The sequence below is a fragment of the Maribacter sp. R86514 genome (genome assembly GCF_044597005.1).
Lineage (GTDB): Bacteria > Bacteroidota > Bacteroidia > Flavobacteriales > Flavobacteriaceae > Maribacter.
Map to the genome: position 1 here is coordinate 2,776,967 of NZ_CP138999.1, position 19,084 is coordinate 2,796,050.

Consider the following 19,084-nt stretch of genomic DNA (forward strand, 5'->3'; position numbering starts at 1 on the left):
TAAAACTAAACATCACCGGCGATAGACATTAATCGTTGAAATTCGGCAACGAACAAACCAACTTCGTACCCATCCATCAACGCATGGTGCACATGTATTGATATTGGCATAGACCTATGTTCACCCTCACCCGTCATTTTACCAAATGAAATCTTGGGGCAGCTATCTGCAAATTCAAAATGTCGCGCATGGGAAACCGAAGTAAAATCTAGCCACGGCATGCTAGAGCAATGTAATACGTTAATATCGCATACTGGCAATTCTAATCCTGTTGATTTTTTCACCTCTTCGATTACCTTATTGGCAGCGTCTCTAAATTCATTGAACGACTCCTTATATTCAATATAAGAAAAACCGAATGTACCATTATCTCTACCAATGGTTGGCGATGCATGCACATAATCATACTCGAACACCTTACCATCTTCAATTCGGTATTTAAACGGAGTTATGGTATTTGCCGCCTTTAATGTTCTATATAAATAAACCAAGAAAAATGAGTTGCCAGATTGTTTCGCATAATCATAAGCTTTAGAACAATTTACCTTTACGGTTACCCCATGAAAAGGCTCACTGAACTGTGAAAAGAATTTGAAATGACCTGCCCTATTCCAATCCGCTATATTTAATTCTTTTTTCATCTATTTATTGACCTTGATTTTAGCTTAAAATCAGTTTTATTCAGCAATAAATATACAACCTCAAATTTCAAATTAAAATTGTGATAACTTGTACTTTTCAAATAAAGGGTGTTATTTCACTTTTTACAAATTATTATAATACATTAAAAACTATGGAAGAAAACAAAGACCAATGCACTACGGATATTATTGTAGCTAATAACGGACCGCTAAAGATAAAAGGGAATCTAAAAATTCAATTGGCATCGGGCGAAATTGTTACAAAAGAAGGAACTACGGGTTTTTGCCGTTGTGGAGTCTCAGAAAACAAACCATTTTGCGATGGATCGCACAGAAAAATAGAATGGATAGGTTAACTTATCAAAATTCTAATACATAAATTATTAGGTGTATACTACATCTCAAAAGTATACACCATTTTTGAAATATTTATAGAGAGATAAAAACGCTTTACCATATAGGATCATGAAAAAATATAAGAATATAATTACTTTACTTTTAATTATTAGTCCTTTATTAGGTATCGCTCAAATCTCCGTGAATCAAGACCGATTAGAAAAGCGTATTCTAGATCTTGCCCAGTTTGGCATTCAAGAAAATGGCGAAACCGAACGTGTTGCTTTTAGTGATGCCGATGTTGCTGCCCAGCAATGGGTTATTGAGCAATTAAATGCCATGGGCATTCAAACCCATATCGATTATGCAGGTAACGTAATTGGGATACGAAAAGGGACAAAACCAAATATGAAACCTATTTCATTTGGCTCACATATAGACCGCGTTCCGCATGGTGGTAATTATGATGGCTGTGTGGGCAGTATGGCTTCTTTGGAAGTTCTTAAAGTGCTTGATGAAAATAAGGTAAAAACCAAACATCCTTTAGAAATTATCATATTTTCTAATGAAGAAGGTGGTGTTGTAGGTAGCAGAGCAATCGCCGGACATTTGAATAAAAGTGCTTTTGGGGTTAAAAATTCAACAGGGTACACCATTGGCGAAGGTATGATGAGATTAGGTGGAGACACCACTAGGCTTGCAGAAGTGGCTCGTAAAAAAGGAGAAGTTGCTGCCTTTTTAGAACTACATATAGAACAAGGGGGTACTCTTGAAAAAGAAAATTTAGAGATTGGTATTGTAAAAGGTATTGTGGGGTTAAAATGGTGGAATGTTGAATTCAACGGTTTTGCCAATCATGCAGGTACAACACCAATGAATGCCAGAAAAGATGCATTATTAGCAGCCTCAAAATTCATTATAGCAGTCAATGAAGTTGCCACAAGTTTTGATGGATCACAAGTTGCAACTGTTGGTAGAATAAAATCAGAACCAGGAGCACCTAATGTAATTCCAGGTCATGTAGTTACGAGTCTTGAAATTAGAGATTTATCTTCTGAGGTAATAGAAAAATTATATACTGCTATTGAAAAAAGAGCGAAAGAAATTAGTAAGGAATCTGGCGTAGAAATCACTTTTAACAAATTGGATACCACAGCAGACCCTGCAATTATGGATTCAACCATACAATCTGAAATTGAAAAAAGTGTTCAATCTCTTGAATTGAGTTACAAATCAATGGCAAGTGGCGCGGGTCATGATGCCCAAGACATGGCACTTATTGCACCAACGGGTATGATATTCGTACCAAGTAAAAACGGAATAAGTCATTCTCCGAAAGAATTTACTTCTGCGGTTGACATGGCAAATGGTGCTAATGTACTATTGCAGACTATTTTGGCATTGGATAAGAAGTTGAAATAATTCTTATAAATTAAAAAGAATAAATACCTTTAGTTTAATCACCCTCATGTTAAGACAGTCTGTCTAATTCTTAGAAAAATCAGACAAATTTTAACAGTAATCTTCTACCCTTAAATGAGTACCTTAGTTCAACTAACAAACTATCTTGAACATGAAAAAAGGACTACTCATTTGTGCATACTTTCTATGCACGACCATCGCAATTTCACAAACTACAGAAGACATTGTCAATGCCATTGAAAAAGAAGGCATTGAAAACTCGCAATTAGAGCAATTAGCTTACGAATTAATGGACCTCAATGGACCACGTTTAGTGGGAACACCAGAAATGAAAACAGCACATGACTGGGCAATAAATACCTATAAAAAATGGGGTATTGCTGCCGAAAACCAACAATGGGGAACTTGGAAAGGTTGGCAGAGAGGCATCACGCACGTAGATTTGGTATCGCCGCGTGTAGCTTCGCTTCACGCCACACAATTGGCATGGAACCCAGGTACAAGTTCTAAAGGTGTTACCGCATCTTTAATAACATTGCCAAGTTTCAAAGATTCCTTATCATTTGTAAAATGGCTTCCTAATGTGAAAGGAAAAATAGTTATGGTGAGCATGCTGCAACCTACAGGTAGACCAGATGAAAACTGGGAAGAATACGCAACAAAATCATCCTTCGAGAAAATGAAAACGGAGCGCGATTCTATCGAAAAAATATGGAGACAGAATATTAACAATACAGGCTACACGAGTAGAAATATCAATTCGGCATTTGAAAGAGCAGGTGCCGTAGGTATTGCACAGTCAAGATGGTCTGAAGGTTTTGGCGCCAACAAAATATTTAGTGCAAATACCGAAAAAATTCCTGCAGTGGATATTTCTTTAGAGGATTATGGAATGCTGTACAGAATGGTTGAACATGGTGCAGACACTAAAATTAAAATAGTAGCCGAATCTAAAGACCTAGGCGTGGTACCAACATTCAATACCATAGCAACCATACCCGGAACCGAGTTCCCCGATGAATATGTAATACTTTCTGCCCATTTCGATTCTTGGGATGGTGGAACGGGAGCAACTGATAACGGTACTGGCACAATTACCATGTTAGAAGCTGCTCGAATTCTTAAAAAAGTATATCCGAATCCAAAAAGAACGATATTAATTGGACATTGGGGAAGTGAAGAACAAGGTTTAAACGGTTCTCGTTCATTTGTTGAAGACCACCCAGAAATTGTAGCTGGCGTACAAGCCGTTTTCAATCAAGATAATGGTACCGGTCGTGTTGTTCGCTTATCGGGACAAGGTTTTCTACATGCCTATGATTATTTAGGGCGTTGGTTAGAAGCCGTACCAGAAACGTATAAAAATGAAATAGAAACTACCTTCCCGGGATCACCTGGTCGTGGTGGTTCTGACTACGCTTCTTTTGTTGCTGCTGGTGCACCTGCTTTTTCTTTAAGCTCTCTTAGTTGGGATTATTGGAATTACACATGGCACACCAATCTAGATACGTATGACAAGATAGTATTTGATGACGTACGTAACAATGCTATTCTAACAGCTATTCTTACGTATATGGCTTGTGAAGATCCAGAGAAAACATCGCGCGAAAAAGCTGTGTTAGGTATTAACCCTAGATCTGGTGAAAAAGGAAAATGGCCAACATCAAGAACACCACAACGCAAAGGTGGGCAAGACGAATAATAATTATAATTGATTTTCAAGCTCAAGGCTATCTGCTGCTTGTAGTGCTTTCTTAATTGCAGTACTCCACAGTGCATAGCCTTGCTTGTTTAAATGCAATCCGTCAGAAAGATACAATTCCGGTATCGGTCTATTATCGGTAGAAATCATTTGCGCGAATACATTAATGTATTGTGCATTTAATTCGGTAATAAAATACTTGGACAGCATTAAATTAGTTTCCATTATTAACGGAATTAAAGCTTCACGCTCTACACTAGGTTTAAGACTAATCAATGCCAATTCTACATCAGGATATTTATCTTGTATCAATCCTACTAATTCCATACATCCAGAAAGTACCTCTTGGGGAGTTTTACCACTATTCAAATCGTTCTCTCCAGCATATAACACAATTTTAGACGGATTAGCTTCTGTAAATATCTCATCAAAATAATGAATACACCATGCAAATGTAGATCCACCAAAACCAAGATTTACCACATTAAAAGGACTAAGATCTCGCTTCATATTTACCCATAAACGTACCGATGAACTTCCGTAGAAAGCTATCAAGTTTTCTTGGGTAGGTAATTTAGCTACTCGTCTTTTAAGTCGTTTTATTTCATTGCACCAAATGGCAGGTGGCTCTTCTAAATTATCAGCACCCGAACTAGATACATTCAACTGTTCAGCTCTTTCAATAGCTTCTTTGACATAGCCTTGGTATTCCAATTGGTATTGCTCCATAAAAGCATATAAATCTTTATTGCTTTTAGAAGGTACTTTTTCACTGAGCAAAAAAGGTTCTTTAATGGCACAGTAGTATAAAGATTTGCCAATTCTATGATCAAAATTCACCATAACTATAGGTATTATATACGGCTCTGGATCCGTATGCAATGCCAATTTAAAAGCGCCCATTTTAAAAGGACCGGGAGATTCGTCTGTTCTGTAAGAGGTGCCTTCAGGGCTTATAATTAAATTGTATTTCTGTTTTAAATGTTTAGATGCTTCACTGTAAAATATACTTCTTGCCTCTTCTTTTCTGTTAGAAGAAGTTTCATCAGATTCTTTGGTATACACATTTATATAGCCCAGGTTGTCATAGTAATTCTGATGACCGTATTCCTGTCCCTGCCCTATTCTAACTGTTCTAATACCGGGTTCTTCGTATTTTTTATACAAAACCATGGCACTTAGAAAATGAGAATCTAGGGTAATCTGAAAATTATTATTTAGTGTATAATGCGGGTCATTAATCAAGTGGTTATAAATAAAAATGTTACCGGTATCATTAGGCAAATTATCCCAACCTTCAATAATATAGGGTACATTTTTAAACACCTTCATGGTCAACTCAGCACAAACCTTTCTGTTTTGCTTGGCATCTTCACTGTTCTTTTCTGCAACATTCTCATAAATCTGCTGTAAGCCGTTTATAAACTCATGCTCCTTTTGATCTTCGCCCAGCAGTTCTAAACTTAATGAGGCAATATGGCGTTCTAGAGCAGTACCATTTTTAATCAAACCTGTTAAGGCATCATAAGCAAACTGCTTGGTGGTATTACTTTTTAATAGATGTGGCACTTGGTGTAAAGGCGATGATAATAATAGGCGCGATTTATTATTCTTTATCAATTGATAAACAGCCTGCAGATTGTGCTTGCCCAACAAGCCAACATAACGTACAAAAGCAGCATTTAGCTGATTGCCCATAAGCCACAATAATCGCTGATAAAATTGACCTTCAAAAGCATCATCAATTTGAAACAATTTCATTAAATCGCCTTCAGGAATAAAATAGGCAGAGGTCTTTGTGTTTGTAATAGCAGAGCAAATATCTTTCTCCTTCAATAGGCATGACCACCCAAATACAAAGCCGGAGTTTTTAATGGAGCGCTGTTTAATTTCAATTGTATTCTCTATTCGCTTAATGGTAACTTCTCCGTGAATGAGAATAAACAACCCATTACTAGAACCGTCTTGTACATATAAAACCTCATCGGGTTCATATTCCCTACGTTCTGCCAACGCAGCTAAAGCCATTAAATTTTTCTCTTCAAAATAATCCAGAAATGGAGAGCGTCGCATTAATGAAACAATCTCTTCTTGTTCAGAAACGGGAGAAATAAAAAACTGTCGGTCTTCAACAAAAGGCTGAAACCTTACGGGACTCAATAATTCGGTTTGCTTCGTTAGGGCAGTATGCAATACACGGTACAATTTTGAACCAATATTTTTCAGTAAAATATTCTGATGTCCTTTTTTTAAATACGTGTCTAGCTCATGAAATGGAATTTCAAAAAATGATGCTTTTGGTGAAGCAACCGTAGCTTTATAGGTAAATCTTTTGGGCGTATTGAATCCGTTTAAACCAATAGTAGAAAAAGGTTCTGAGTTTTGACAAACGAGAATATCACTTTCAGGATTATCAAGTGAAATGTAATAGTTGACACTACCTTCTATAAGCCATCTAAACGTTCTTACTTTTTTATGAATATAACTGATGGCGTATCCTTTGGCGTATGTTTTTAACGCTCCGTTCGGAAAATATTCTTTTAATTTTTCAGTAGTTATTTCTTGCTTTAAAACTCTATTTTGGTGTATCATACTCCTCCTAACTTAACCAGATAAAAGCGAAAAAAAAAGGACTGCCAACATTAAAACCAATTTATCATTTTAACAAATTGATATTGGTTAAAACCATAAAATTCACCCTCTTAAACTTAGAATAACCAAATTCAATTTATAGACTATCATTTTACACAGCCTTTTATTATCTTCCCTTTTCAACAACTAATACAGACCACACCATGAAAATCATCAGACTTTTGCTCGTGCTTGTCATTATGGCACCGTTAGCATTAAAATCTCAACGAAGAAAAAGTAAAATCACCCAACCCACCGTTAAACTAGAAGACTCTCTTTTTACAGGATTAAAATGGCGAAATATTGGTCCGTTTAGAGGTGGTAGAAGTGTAGCTTCAACCGGTGTTTTAGGTCAACCTATGGTCTATTATATGGGAACCGTTGGTGGTGGAATCTGGAAAACTACGGATGACGGAATTACATGGAAGAATATTTCTGACGGATTCTTAAAAACCGCTACTGTAGGTGCCATTTCCGTATCTGAAAGCAACCATAACATTGTAATAGCAGGTATGGGCGAACATGCAGCCCGTGGTGTAATGACTTCTATGGGCGACGGCGTATACAAATCTACCGATGCAGGTAAAACCTGGAAACATATGGGACTTGATAAAACTAGACATATATCTGATATTATTATAGACCCTACAAATCCCGATATCATTTTAGTATCCGCACAAGGTGCCCAATACGGACCTTCTTCTCAACGAGGTATTTATAAGTCTACCGATGGTGGCGAAACATGGAAAAATGTACTTTTTATAGATAACATTACCGGGGCATCTGCTTTATCTATGGATATGAACAACCCTACCATTTTATATGCAGCTATGTGGCAACACAGACGTTTTCCATGGACGATGGAATCTGGCGGAAAAAACTCGGGCATTTACAAATCTACCGATAGTGGAGAAACATGGGATCAATTAAAAGAAGGCTTACCTAAAGAAATGGGTAAAGCGGGCATTTCCGTTTCTAGAGCCAACCCAGAGCGTGTATTTGCTGTAATAGAAGCGGAAGGAGAAAAAGGCGGCGTATACCGGTCAGATGATGCCGGTAAAAAATGGACCTTAATCAATAAAGACCGTATCAATATTACACGTTCTTGGTATTACATGGAGATTTTTGCCGATACCCAGAATGAAGATATCGTTTACGTATTAAATGCACCTGTAACAAAATCAATAGATGGTGGAAAATCTTTTTCACCACTACCAACACCACACGGTGATAATCATGATTTATGGATAGACCCTTTGAACAATCAACGCATGATAAATTCTAATGATGGAGGATCGAATGTATCCAATAACGGTGGAAAAAGTTGGAGTACACAAGTGAACCAAAATACAGCACAATTCTACAGGGTAATTACAGATAATCTAGTACCCTATAATGTATACGGTGGTCAACAAGATAATTCTACCGTAGCAATAGCCTCTAGAACAAATGATCGCGGTATCGATTGGAAAGATTGGTATGCCGTTGCTGGTGGCGAAAGCGCATTTTTAGCCTTTGACCCAGATAATCCAGAATTGATATATGGTGGAACTTACCAAGGTAATATTGATAAGTGGGATGCAAATACCAAAGAATCTAAACCAATTAAAGAATACCCTGAATTAGGCTTAAGTATATCACCAGAAAATGCAAAGTACCGTTACAATTGGAATGCCCCGATTATCACCTCGCTCCATGACAGAAAAACCATTTATCATGGTGGTAACGTTGTTTTCAAATCTACGGATGAAGGTCAAAGTTGGAAAGTTATTAGCCCGGATTTAACTAGAGACGAAAAAGACAAACACGGACTTGGTGGTGGTCCGTTTACCAATGAAGCTGCTGGTGGTGAAATATACAACACCCTAACCTACTTAACAGAATCTCCACATGAAGAGGGAGTAATTTGGTCTGGTAGTGATGATGGACTAGTTCATGTAACCAAAGACGGCGGAGCGAACTGGGCAAATGTCACTCCCGCAGGTGCAAAAGAAGGTATCATAAACAGTATTGAAGTCTCTCCTCATGACCCAGCGACAGCTTACATTGTGTTAATGCGTTATAAGTCGATGGATTTTGCCAACTACATCTACAAAACAACGGACTACGGAACTACATGGACAAAAATCACCAATGGCATAACAGGCGATAATACATTCACGAGAGTGGTTCGTGCAGACAAAAAAGTAAAAGGATTGCTTTACGCAGGTACAGAAACTGGCTTATTTATTTCGTTAGATGACGGTATGCATTGGCAACCATTGCAATTAAATTTACCCTTAACTCCTATTAATGATTTAGTTATTCAAGATAATGATTTAGTTGCTGCAACGGCTGGTCGTGCATTTTGGATATTAGATGACTTAGCTGCTATACAGAATAGCTCTTCTCCAAAACAAGAGCTACATATTTTTAAACCAAAAGACACCTATTTGTTCATTGGAGGGTCTAGTGAAAAACCAGTTCCTGGTTTGGGTAGCAATCCAAAAAGCGGAGTAACTTTCGATTATTATTTAAGCGAAGCACAAGACAGTACCCAATTAAAATTAGAAGTACTGAAAGACGGTGAGGTAATTAGAACCATAACCAACCAAAAAGACAAAAAATTTAAATCTTGGCCAGGCGGTCCGGCAAAGCCAGCTATTCTAGCTTCTAAAAAAGGATATAACCGTTTTACTTGGGATTTTAAAAGAGAGCCTTTACCTGCAGTGGATAAGGTTTTTGTTCTTGGCGGATTAAACGGGTCTACTGTTGGCCCTGGCGATTACAAGTTAAAATTGACCTTAGGCGAGCAAACAGCAGAAACTACCGTAACCATTTTACCGCACCCAAAAGTAAAGGCAAGCATGGCAGACTATGCAGAACAACAAACAATGATGAAAACCATTGAAGCTACCGTAGTAGAAATACATAATGCTGTAAACGATATGCAGTCGGCAAAATCGCAATTAAAACAATATGATAAATTACTTACAGATAATGAGAAAGCAGAAGCCTTATTAACGCAAGGTGATTCTTTAACAAAACGCATTACTGCTTGGCAAGAAAACCTGATTCAGCCTAACCAAAAAACCTTTCAAGATGTGATTAATTTTGAAAATAAACTGAATTCACAATTATTGAATTTAAGAGGTTATATTGATGCTGCAGAACCAAAGGTTACCGCTGGTGCAAAGGAGCGATTAAGAGACCTATTAGCAATGTGGAATACCTTTAAAACAGAACATAATGCGATTATCAATACCGAAATGAAAGCGTATAATAGGATGTTTCAGAGCTTAGAAATACCAGCTATCATTTTACCACAAGCACAAAACTAAAATTGAATTGGAAAAATTAATACTAGATTAAACTTTTAAAGGTCAAAACTATACAGCCAGCAGACTACCCAGAGCGGAGTATGAGAATTGCACCTTTGAAAGTTGCGATTTTTCTAAGGGATATGTAGACAACCAAACCTTCTTAGAGTGTGAGTTTATAGATTGTAATTTGAGCAATGCAAATGTTGTAAATACCACGTTCAAAGATGTGAAATTTTCGCACTGTAAACTTATGGGGTTAGCTTTTAATACCTGCAATACTTTTTTAATGGACTTTTCCTTTTTTGACTGCAATTTGAGTTTCTCCATTTTTACCGATTTAAAACTGGTGAGTCAGGTTTTTGTCTCTTGTAAAATGGAAGAAGTAGATTTTGGAGATTGCGACTTAAGCAAATCAAAATTTGATGAATGCAATCTGGAACGTGCTATTTTCTCAAGAACCAATCTTGAAAAAGCGGATTTTAGTTCGGCAATAAATTTCAGTATTGACCCTGATAATAATTCCATGTCAGGAGCCATATTCTCGAAAGATAATTTAGCGGGGTTGTTACAAAAACACAAATTGAAGATTTTAAAATAAAAATTAAACTATGTACGAATATCAATATGTAAAATTATCCTTAGGAGGATTATTTAATTCTAAGCCAAAATCAAACTATAAAGAAATTATTGCTGCTAAAGCTAAAGAAGGATGGCGATTTGTTCAAATTTTCGCACCTGGCACATCCACTTACGGCTCAGCATCTTATTTTGAATTGATTTTTGAGAAAAAAGTGAGTTAAAATAATAAACAGGCAGGATAATATCTGCCGGTTTTACTTAAGTTATTATTAATGGGTTTTAAAACTATTTAATAGCAGAAACCCTCCAAATTACGCCGCCATCATCATCATTGACTAACAAAGCCCCATCTGGAGCAACGGTTACCCCTACAGGGCGACCGTAAACTTCTCCTGCTTCTTCATCTGCAATAAAACCTGTTAAAAAATCAACGGGTTTTTGGGGCTTCCCGTCTCGAAAAGGAACAAACACCACTTTATATCCTGAAAAAACAGCTCGGTTCCATGACCCATGTTGACCAACAAAGGCTCCGTTCTTATACTCCTCTGGAAATTGAGAATCGGTATAAAAAGTTAGACCAAGAGATGCGGTATGGCTTCCTAAAGGAACATCGGGTACAATACTCATATCCACAAGATTTTGATGAGGATCATCTTCCCACCTTGGATCATTTATACTTCCATAATAGCTATAAGGCCATCCGTACCAACCACCTTTTTTTACACTGGTCAGATAATCTGGCACTAGATTATTGCCAATTTTATCACGTTCATTAACCGCTGTCCACAACTCACCAGTAATCGGGTTCCAGTCCATACCCACCGGATTTCGAATTCCGCTTGCGTAAATAACCTCACCCGACCCATCTACATTTACCTCTAAAATAGCTGCCCGTCTTTTTTCTTTCTCCATACCTTGCTCACCAACATTACTTGCAGATCCCACCGATATATATAGTTTATTTTCTTCTTTATTCGTGATCACATTACGCGTCCAATGATTATTATAACCACTTGCAGACAATGCTACTATTTTTTCACCTTCTCCTTCTAAGGTAGTTTGACCTTCCTCATAAGCATAACGATAAATACCATCGGTATTGGCAATGTAAAAGAAATCGTTTAATACCAACATACCTAAGTTTTGGTTGAGTCCCTCTTTGAACACATGCCGTTTATCAACTTCACCATCCATATCAGTATCTCTTAACAAAGTAATTCTATTGGCACTATTTTTAGTGTTAGATTCCGCTACAAAAATAGCATTGTTAGGTGCTACGTATGTCCACCGTGGATGCTCCAAATCATTAGCAAATCGCTGTACTTCAAATCCCTCTGGAGCCTTAGGTAGTTTATTAGAAGGCCAAGAAATCACCTTGCTGTTTTTCGTAACAGATTCAGAAGAATAAGGAGCTACCAATTCTAAAGGACCAATGGCAGTTTCAATAACCGATGAACCCGTATTGCGCCATTTTTCTTTAGAATTTTCAGATACACTTTTTTTGCTTTTACAACTAACAAACAAAGTGGTTGACACAAGTAGATATAGTATTGTTTTCATAGTAAAGGTTTATCTCAAAGTTATACTATCAAGCAACAAAAAATTACCACAACATACTGTTTATAAATACTTTAACAGAGTTGTGCATAAAATTTAGAAAACAGGATTTTTTATAGTTAAACAGACAAAATTCAAACTTTTATGATTAATCAAACTAGATTAAAATGAGTATTAAGTGATTCAAATTTGTATCTAAATTTTAAATAAGTACCTTCATTTTTTAACTCAGTTGGATGGAAAAAGCAATTAAAGCAAAAATCATTGAAGTCTGTGATGCTAAAATCGCAGCTAAAGGAGAAAATGTAGGACTATCGTTCTATGCATTCTTCAAAAACAAAAATGACAATCCTGAACTTTTGATGAAAGTTGCTCAATGGTGGATTTTAGAACACAAATTAGACCATTTTGAAAAAGCGGTGAAGATTAAAGAGATGGTAGAATCGTTAAACTAAAGAAATGAAAAACACATTTCTAATTCTATTCGTAACAGGATTGTTGTTCGGTTGCGGCAATAAGAAGTTAAGTCGTAAAGAAACTGTTACTATATATTATAAAGCTTTTGATTCTGGCGACTTCGAAAAGCTAAAAACAGTAATTCATGATAGTATTACATTAATCTCCGGTGATTTTGTAATGCCGTTTGATAAGGATAGTTTTAATGAGTTTTACAAATGGGATTCCATTTTTAAGCCGTCATATGAAATACTTGAACTGGTTGAAGATAATGATCACCTTATTGCGACTATCAGTCAAAAGAATATTCGCAATACCTTTTTAAAGAACAATCCGCTAAAGTTTAATGTAAAAGTCTCTTTTACTGCAGGTAAAATCACAAAACTTGAAGAGCTCGATTACATTGGTGTAAATTGGAAAAATTGGAATCAGCAGAAAGATTCTTTAGTAAATTATATCAAAACAAATCATCCTGATTTAGATGGCTTTGTTAATAATATGACCATGACTGGAGCAATGAATTATTTGAAGGCAATTGAACTATATGAGGGTCGGGAATAGTTAAAGTTTAAGTATGATGCTATTACAAGCCTAATAAAAGGATATTTAGATAATAACCTCACTAACGACTAGCAAAAATTTCAACCTATATAATTAGACTATTAATAAACATTGACAATTAAATTATTTAATTATCTTTCGCAGATATTTACAATTCAAACATCAAACAACATTAATTAACTAATTGTTAGTCAGAACATTAACCATGAAAAAAATCATTTTATTAGTAGCCTTATTTACAATTGGCTTTACGTACGCACAATCACCATTAGAAGAAGGAGCTCTACAAGCAAATGCAGGAGTTGGTTTCTCTGGATGGGGAGTTCCTATCTATGCAGGATTAGAATATGGTGTAGCACCGAATATTTCTGTAGGTGGTGAATTATCTTACCAAACTTACAATCACAGTAGTGGTTTAGGTAGTGATTTCAAAAGCACCATCTTCGGTGTTACTGGTAATGGTAATTATCACTTTAATGAAGTATTTGAAATTCCAAGTCAGTGGGATCTATATGCAGGTGCTAATTTATCTTACTATAGCTGGTCTTCTAAAATTAATGGAAGTACCGTTGATTATGGTGGTGCAGATAGTTTCGGTATAGGTTTACAAATTGGAGGTCGCTATTTCTTCGATGACAACTTTGCAATCAACCTTCAAGTTGGTGGCGGAAATGTTGTAAGTGGAGGTAGAATCGGAATTACTTATAAATTATAAGAACACTTTTTATAATATTACAGGGGTGGTTTACAACGATGTAAGCCACCCTTTTTTTGTTTTGTAAATTTTCTAGCTAACCAGCTTTTATAAAAATAGTTCTAAATTGAAACCAATGAACAAAGTACACCACACCGCCATCATCTGCTCCAATTACGAAGTTTCTAAGCAATTTTATACCGAAGTTTTAGGCTTAGAAGTTATTCGTGAAGTTTATAGAGAAAAGCGACAATCTTACAAATTAGATTTGGCATTAAAAGGGGAGTATGTTATTGAATTGTTCTCTTTCCCTAATCCGCCAAAAAGACCATCTAGACCAGAGTCATGTGGTTTGCGGCATGTTGCATTTGAAGTTGATGATATAGAAAAGACAATTGCTCATTGTAAAAAACATGATGTAATAGCAGAACCTATTCGTGTAGATGAGTTTACCAATAAACGATTCACCTTTATTACCGACCCAGATGACTTACCAATAGAGTTTTATGAAAAGTAAACGAAGCCGTTTGTAAACGTTTAATTTGTATCTTGTTGAAAATACTAGAACATGAAATTTTTACTGCTTTTTTTACTATCATCAATGTGTTTACTTCAGGCACAAAATACAGTTTCTTTTGAAGAAGGCATGACGAGTCCTAATGCGACTATTAGCAGCATAGATTGGCTTGCGGGACATTGGAAAGGTGAAGCCTTTGGAGGAATTGCAGAAGAAATATGGAGTCCGCCTGCAGATGGTTCAATGATGTTCTCATTTAGACTGTTAGATCAGGGTATAGTCAGTTTTTATGAATTCGGTCATCTTATTGAAATAGACGGCACTTTACTTCTTCAACTCAAACATTTTGACCCAAATTTAAGTGGGTGGGAAGAAAAAGATGAAAACATAGATTTCAGGTTAGTAAAAATAGAAGATAATAAATTTTACTTCGATGACCTTACTATAGAACGCATATCTGACAAAGAAATAAACATGTATGTTGAGGTAGGGCAAGAACACGGAACATCTAACGAAGTCACCTTTAATTATCACAGACAATAGATGAAAAAGGAATGTTTAGAATGCGGCAAAGAGGTCTTAGGCAGAGCCGACAAAAAGTTCTGCAATGATTACTGTCGCAATACCTTTAACAATAAAGTAAACCCAGACAGCAAAAACCTTATTAGAAACATCAATAATAAGCTACGCAAAAACTACCGCATTCTTGATAGTTATAAATTAAAAGACGGCAAAACGAAAACCACACGTATGCGGCTAATAGATAAAGGTTTCGATTTCGACTTTATTACTAACCTATACACCACAAAAAAAGGCACTACCTATTACTTTCTATATGATTTAGGGTATTTACCTCTAGACAATGATTTCTATATGATTGTGAAGAGAGAATAGCAAGCCCCCTAGCCCCCAAAGGGGGAATATTATTGTTATGAAAAAAGGTTTCCTATTAGGAAACCTTCATGTACTTTAAGCTCCCCTTTGGGGTTGGGGGCTGGCTCTATTTCCAATTATGCCCACTTAATTTAAGTGCGGCCACGACTATATCCTTTCTACTAATTTGACCAACTAAAATGTCATTTTTCATTACGGGTAATCTTCTTCTATTGTGTTGGGCAAAAATACCTGCTGCATCAAAAATTGAAATATCATGAGGAATGGTTTCAACTGACTTGGTCATAAAATTTTCTACACTCTTATCTAAAATAGGTTGATTGAAGTACCTACTTTCAGAAATCTGCTTCATACAATCGGCCTCAGAAATGATACCTACAAGAAATCCATTTTTATCTAAAACAGGTCCACCAGAGATATGATGTTTTGCAAATTTTTCCATTACGGTTAAAATTGAATCATCTGGCGAAAAAGTGATTAACTTAGTGGTCATGTAATCAGCGACCAATATTGGGGCTTCAAATTCCTTTTTAAATACTTTTCTAACGCCTTGAAAGCTTTTGATTCCCATGATAGTTTATTTAGAGGTTGATTACTAAAGATAACAAATAAAACGAATTTTACTAATAATTTTCGATGAATACCTACACATACTCAGTATTTTAGGACTTTTTAAAAGAATATCATAATCATGAGAAAAACACCGACCGTATTAACTTTACTTCTAGTCATTCTTGCCACATATTGGAGTTTTAGGGTACTTCTACCACAATATAATGCGGATGAAACAGTGGTAGACACCGAATTTTCTACCGATAGAGCCTTGCAACATGTAAAAGAAATATCAAAAGAACCACATGGTGTCGGGTTTCCTGCACATAAGACTGTCCGTAATTATATTACTGCAGAACTTCAAAAGTTAGGTTTGGAAACTTCCTTACAAGAAGGGTATACCGCTGGTGATTGGGGTAATTTAAGCAAAGCAGAAAATGTATTGGCTAGAATTAAGGGAAGTGAATCTGGTAAGGCCTTATTACTGCTAAGTCATTATGATAGTAATCCGCATTCTTCATTAGGCGCTAGTGATGCAGGTAGTGGTGTTGCTACAATTCTAGAGGGCGTAAGGGCTTTTTTAAAGACTAATACCACACCTAAAAACGATATCATCATTCTCATATCCGATGCTGAAGAATTAGGTCTTAACGGTGCCGATCTATTTGTAGATAAACATGAATGGCTGAAAGATGTTGGTTTGGTTTTAAATTTTGAAGCTCGTGGAAGTGGCGGACCAAGTTATATGTTAATGGAGACCAATAGAGGAAATAGTAAATTAATTACTGAATTTATTGCTGCAAATCCTGATTTTCCAGTAGCAAATTCACTTGCCTATAGTATTTATAAGATGTTACCCAATGATACCGATCTAACCGTATTTAGAGAAGATGGAGATGTAGAAGGGTTCAACTTTGCATTTATTGATGATCACTTCGATTACCATACCCAAATAGACAATTATGAAAGATTAGATAGAAACACGCTGGCACACCAAGGTAGCTATCTAATGCCATTATTAACCTATTTCAGTAATGCTGACATCAGCAACTTAAAAAGCCTTGACGATAACGTATATTTCAATGTACCTTTCTTTAAAATGGTTTCCTATCCATTTAGTTGGATTATGCCCATGCTTGTCATTGCTCTTCTCTTTTTCATACTATTATTAGTATCTGGATTTCGCAAAAAAGTCCTAAATGCAAAAGATATTTTAAAAGGCTTTATCCCCGTACTCTTCACCTTAATAGTTAATGGAGTTGTAGGGTACTTCAGTTGGCAGTTTTTAAAATGGCTATACCCAAGCTATAAAGATATTTTACATGGCTTCACTTATAACGGCCATGCTTATATCTTTGCGTTTACCCTATTTTCATTAAGCACTTGCTTTTATGCATACTATAAATTCAAGGTAATTAAAACCGCAAATTTATTGGCAGCCCCGTTCATAATTTGGATTATCATTTGTGGACTAGTTTCCGTGTATTTACAAGGTGCCGCATTTTTCATTATACCTTTATATAGCTTTTTAGTTGCCTTGTACGTGCATATAAATCAAAAAAAACCGAATCCGTTTTTACTGGTATTTCTTGGTATTCCGGCATTGTTCATTTTCGCACCTTTCGTGAAAATGTTTCCGGTTGGCTTAGGTCTTAAAATGTTGGTAGCTACTACCCTATTGACGACATTAATCTTCTTTTTATTACTTCCTTTAGTTACCAAATACAGAAAAAAAGGTGCATTGGCATTTCTAAGTTTCTTGTTGTTTGCAGGCTTTATGGCATCTGCGCATATGAACTCGGGCTTTACCAACGATAGACCGAAACCAACTAGCCTATTATATGTTTTAGATACCGATGAAAATAAAGCGAAGTGGGCAACTTATGAGCACCGTCCATCTGACTGGACTTCGCAATACATCACTAAAAAAGTTACAGATACCCTTCTTTCAAAAAAGACCATAAGTAGCAAATACGGCTCTAATTTTACGTTTACAAATGAAGCTCCATTAAAGAATGTGCCAAAACCAACTATTGAGGTCCAACTAGATACTGTAGTAAATAATATTCGTTCAGTACATTTATGTATTACTCCGAACAGACCTATAAACCGTTTGGAAGTTTTTACCAATGCTGTTGATATAGTAAAGGCAGACGTAAACGGAATAGAATTGTCCGAGCATTTTCTTAAAAATAGATATGGAGGTAGACTGATTACACATTACATCAGTGATAAAAATTACACCGACATTATGCTAGAAGTACCAGTAGAACAAGAATTGGAACTTACCATATATGAAGCTTCTAATGATTTACTAACAAATGGATTATTCACGATACCAAAGCGAAAAGAAAATGAAATACCAATGCCATTTGTATTGAACGACGCCATATTAACCATACAAAAAGTGAAATTTGAATAAGAAAATAGGCGTAATAGGTTGTGGATGGTTGGGCTTACCATTGGCTGAAAGTTTAATAGCAAGCGGTTATAAAGTCAATGGAACTTCTACATCTGATGAGAAAATATCGATCTTAAAAGAGAGAGGCATTACACCGTTCAAAATAGCTTTATCCGAGAATGATATCAATGCTGATATCGATGCATTTCTTGATTCGGTATCAGTGCTAGTTATAAACATTCCGCCCAAGTTAAGAGGAAAAGGTCCTAAAGAAAGTTATATTGCAAAGATTACATTATTGCACGAGGCTATTAAAAAATCGGCAGTAAAGAATATCATATTCGCTAGTAGCACGGCAGTTTATGGTGATACAGAAGGTACAGTTACCGAGAAAACCCCACCTAACCCCACTACGGAATCTGGCAAACAACTGGTACAATGCGAAGACCTTTTAAAAAACGATAATGATTTAAATACGACCATTATCCGTTTTGGAGGATTAATTGGTCCGAACCGACACCCAGTAACTATGTTATCAGGTAGAGAAAACCTTAAAGGTGGTAACGCTCCCGTAAACTTAATTCATTTGAATGATTGTATCGGAATAATAAAAAGAATTATTGAATGTGACCATTACAATGATGTGATGAATGCCGTTTATCCTGAGCATCCAACGAAAAAAGAATATTATACCAAACAAGCTACAAAAAGAGGTATACCAGCACCACAATACGATGCTACCGGCAAAAATCAAAAAACAGTATTATTTTGTAGTATTTTTCTTATTAATAAATATAACTTTCTTACACCTATAAACTAACACTACACAACACTTAGCT

General features: G+C 36.0%; 18 protein-coding genes and 1 pseudogene. 15 read left to right on the top strand and 4 right to left on the bottom strand.

The genetic code is table 11. The features are described from left to right. Positions 1-5 precede the first annotated feature (5 nt). The gene (locus tag SJY30_RS12120) at positions 6-641 is read right to left on the bottom strand and encodes a CatA-like O-acetyltransferase (RefSeq protein WP_396632438.1); all 636 of its coding nucleotides are present in this window, start codon (positions 639-641) and stop codon (positions 6-8) included. A gap of 152 nt (positions 642-793) precedes the next feature. Here SJY30_RS12120 and SJY30_RS12125 point away from each other — a divergent pair, with 152 nt between their 5' ends. The 3 genes from SJY30_RS12125 (at position 794) to SJY30_RS12135 (ending at position 4,101) form a co-directional block, all read left to right on the top strand. Further along, positions 794-997 (top strand): CDGSH iron-sulfur domain-containing protein, encoded by a 204-nt coding sequence (locus SJY30_RS12125; protein WP_051941682.1) that lies wholly within the window; start codon positions 794-796, stop codon positions 995-997. A gap of 109 nt (positions 998-1,106) precedes the next feature. After that, the gene (locus SJY30_RS12130) at positions 1,107-2,399 is read left to right on the top strand and encodes a Zn-dependent hydrolase (protein WP_396632439.1); all 1,293 of its coding nucleotides are present in this window, start codon (positions 1,107-1,109) and stop codon (positions 2,397-2,399) included. A 151-nt stretch (positions 2,400-2,550) separates the two neighbouring features. Further along, on the top strand, positions 2,551-4,101 hold the full coding sequence (locus tag SJY30_RS12135; RefSeq protein ID WP_396632440.1) for a M20/M25/M40 family metallo-hydrolase: 1,551 nt from the start codon (positions 2,551-2,553) through the stop codon (positions 4,099-4,101). A 3-nt stretch (positions 4,102-4,104) separates the two neighbouring features. Here SJY30_RS12135 and SJY30_RS12140 read toward each other — a convergent pair whose 3' ends face one another. Beyond that, positions 4,105-6,693, bottom strand: coding sequence for a cyclic nucleotide-binding domain-containing protein (locus SJY30_RS12140; protein ID WP_396632441.1), 2,589 nt, complete (start codon positions 6,691-6,693; stop codon positions 4,105-4,107). Positions 6,694-6,896: 203 nt separating this feature from the next. Between SJY30_RS12140 and SJY30_RS12145 the strand changes: the two genes are divergently transcribed. The 4 genes and pseudogenes from SJY30_RS12145 to SJY30_RS12160 all read left to right on the top strand — a co-directional run bounded on the left by SJY30_RS12145 (position 6,897) and on the right by SJY30_RS12160 (position 10,834). Continuing rightward, a complete protein-coding gene (locus SJY30_RS12145) occupies positions 6,897-10,052 on the top strand; it encodes a WD40/YVTN/BNR-like repeat-containing protein (RefSeq protein ID WP_396632442.1) in 3,156 nt (1,051 codons plus the stop codon). A gap of 88 nt (positions 10,053-10,140) precedes the next feature. After that, positions 10,141-10,299, top strand: a pseudogene (locus SJY30_RS12150) (pentapeptide repeat-containing protein); the annotation flags it as partial. A gap of 21 nt (positions 10,300-10,320) precedes the next feature. Beyond that, entirely contained in the window at positions 10,321-10,632 is a 312-nt protein-coding gene (locus tag SJY30_RS12155) for a pentapeptide repeat-containing protein (RefSeq protein WP_396632443.1), read from the top strand. A 10-nt stretch (positions 10,633-10,642) separates the two neighbouring features. Next, the gene (locus SJY30_RS12160; RefSeq protein WP_396632444.1) at positions 10,643-10,834 is read left to right on the top strand and encodes a DUF4177 domain-containing protein; all 192 of its coding nucleotides are present in this window, start codon (positions 10,643-10,645) and stop codon (positions 10,832-10,834) included. A gap of 64 nt (positions 10,835-10,898) precedes the next feature. Here the strand turns inward: SJY30_RS12160 and SJY30_RS12165 are convergent, their stop codons facing one another. Then, positions 10,899-12,173, bottom strand: a complete 1,275-nt coding sequence (locus tag SJY30_RS12165; RefSeq protein ID WP_396632445.1) for a PQQ-dependent sugar dehydrogenase — start codon at positions 12,171-12,173, stop codon at positions 10,899-10,901. 233 nt (positions 12,174-12,406) lie between these two features. Here SJY30_RS12165 and SJY30_RS12170 point away from each other — a divergent pair, with 233 nt between their 5' ends. From SJY30_RS12170 to SJY30_RS12195, 6 genes are all read left to right on the top strand, one after another. Continuing rightward, positions 12,407-12,625 (top strand): DUF6500 family protein, encoded by a 219-nt coding sequence (locus SJY30_RS12170; RefSeq protein ID WP_396632446.1) that lies wholly within the window; start codon positions 12,407-12,409, stop codon positions 12,623-12,625. A 4-nt stretch (positions 12,626-12,629) separates the two neighbouring features. Next, positions 12,630-13,187, top strand: a complete 558-nt coding sequence (locus tag SJY30_RS12175) for a hypothetical protein (protein WP_396632447.1) — start codon at positions 12,630-12,632, stop codon at positions 13,185-13,187. A gap of 205 nt (positions 13,188-13,392) precedes the next feature. Then, positions 13,393-13,902 (top strand): outer membrane beta-barrel protein, encoded by a 510-nt coding sequence (locus SJY30_RS12180; RefSeq protein WP_396632448.1) that lies wholly within the window; start codon positions 13,393-13,395, stop codon positions 13,900-13,902. Between the two features lie 115 nt (positions 13,903-14,017). Next, positions 14,018-14,398, top strand: a complete 381-nt coding sequence (locus SJY30_RS12185) for a VOC family protein (RefSeq protein WP_396632449.1) — start codon at positions 14,018-14,020, stop codon at positions 14,396-14,398. A gap of 51 nt (positions 14,399-14,449) precedes the next feature. Next, on the top strand, positions 14,450-14,941 hold the full coding sequence (locus SJY30_RS12190; protein WP_396632450.1) for a DUF6265 family protein: 492 nt from the start codon (positions 14,450-14,452) through the stop codon (positions 14,939-14,941). After that, positions 14,942-15,292, top strand: a complete 351-nt coding sequence (locus SJY30_RS12195; protein ID WP_396632451.1) for a hypothetical protein — start codon at positions 14,942-14,944, stop codon at positions 15,290-15,292. Positions 15,293-15,398: 106 nt separating this feature from the next. Here SJY30_RS12195 and SJY30_RS12200 read toward each other — a convergent pair whose 3' ends face one another. Beyond that, entirely contained in the window at positions 15,399-15,863 is a 465-nt protein-coding gene (locus SJY30_RS12200) for a CBS domain-containing protein (RefSeq protein WP_299319281.1), read from the bottom strand. Positions 15,864-15,983: 120 nt separating this feature from the next. Between SJY30_RS12200 and SJY30_RS12205 the strand changes: the two genes are divergently transcribed. Both SJY30_RS12205 and SJY30_RS12210 read left to right on the top strand, forming a co-directional pair. Next, entirely contained in the window at positions 15,984-18,266 is a 2,283-nt protein-coding gene (locus SJY30_RS12205; RefSeq protein WP_396632452.1) for a M28 family peptidase, read from the top strand. Further along, the gene (locus SJY30_RS12210; RefSeq protein ID WP_396632453.1) at positions 18,259-19,065 is read left to right on the top strand and encodes an SDR family oxidoreductase; all 807 of its coding nucleotides are present in this window, start codon (positions 18,259-18,261) and stop codon (positions 19,063-19,065) included. The genes SJY30_RS12205 and SJY30_RS12210 overlap by 8 nt, the downstream gene beginning before the upstream one ends. Positions 19,066-19,084 lie beyond the last annotated feature (19 nt).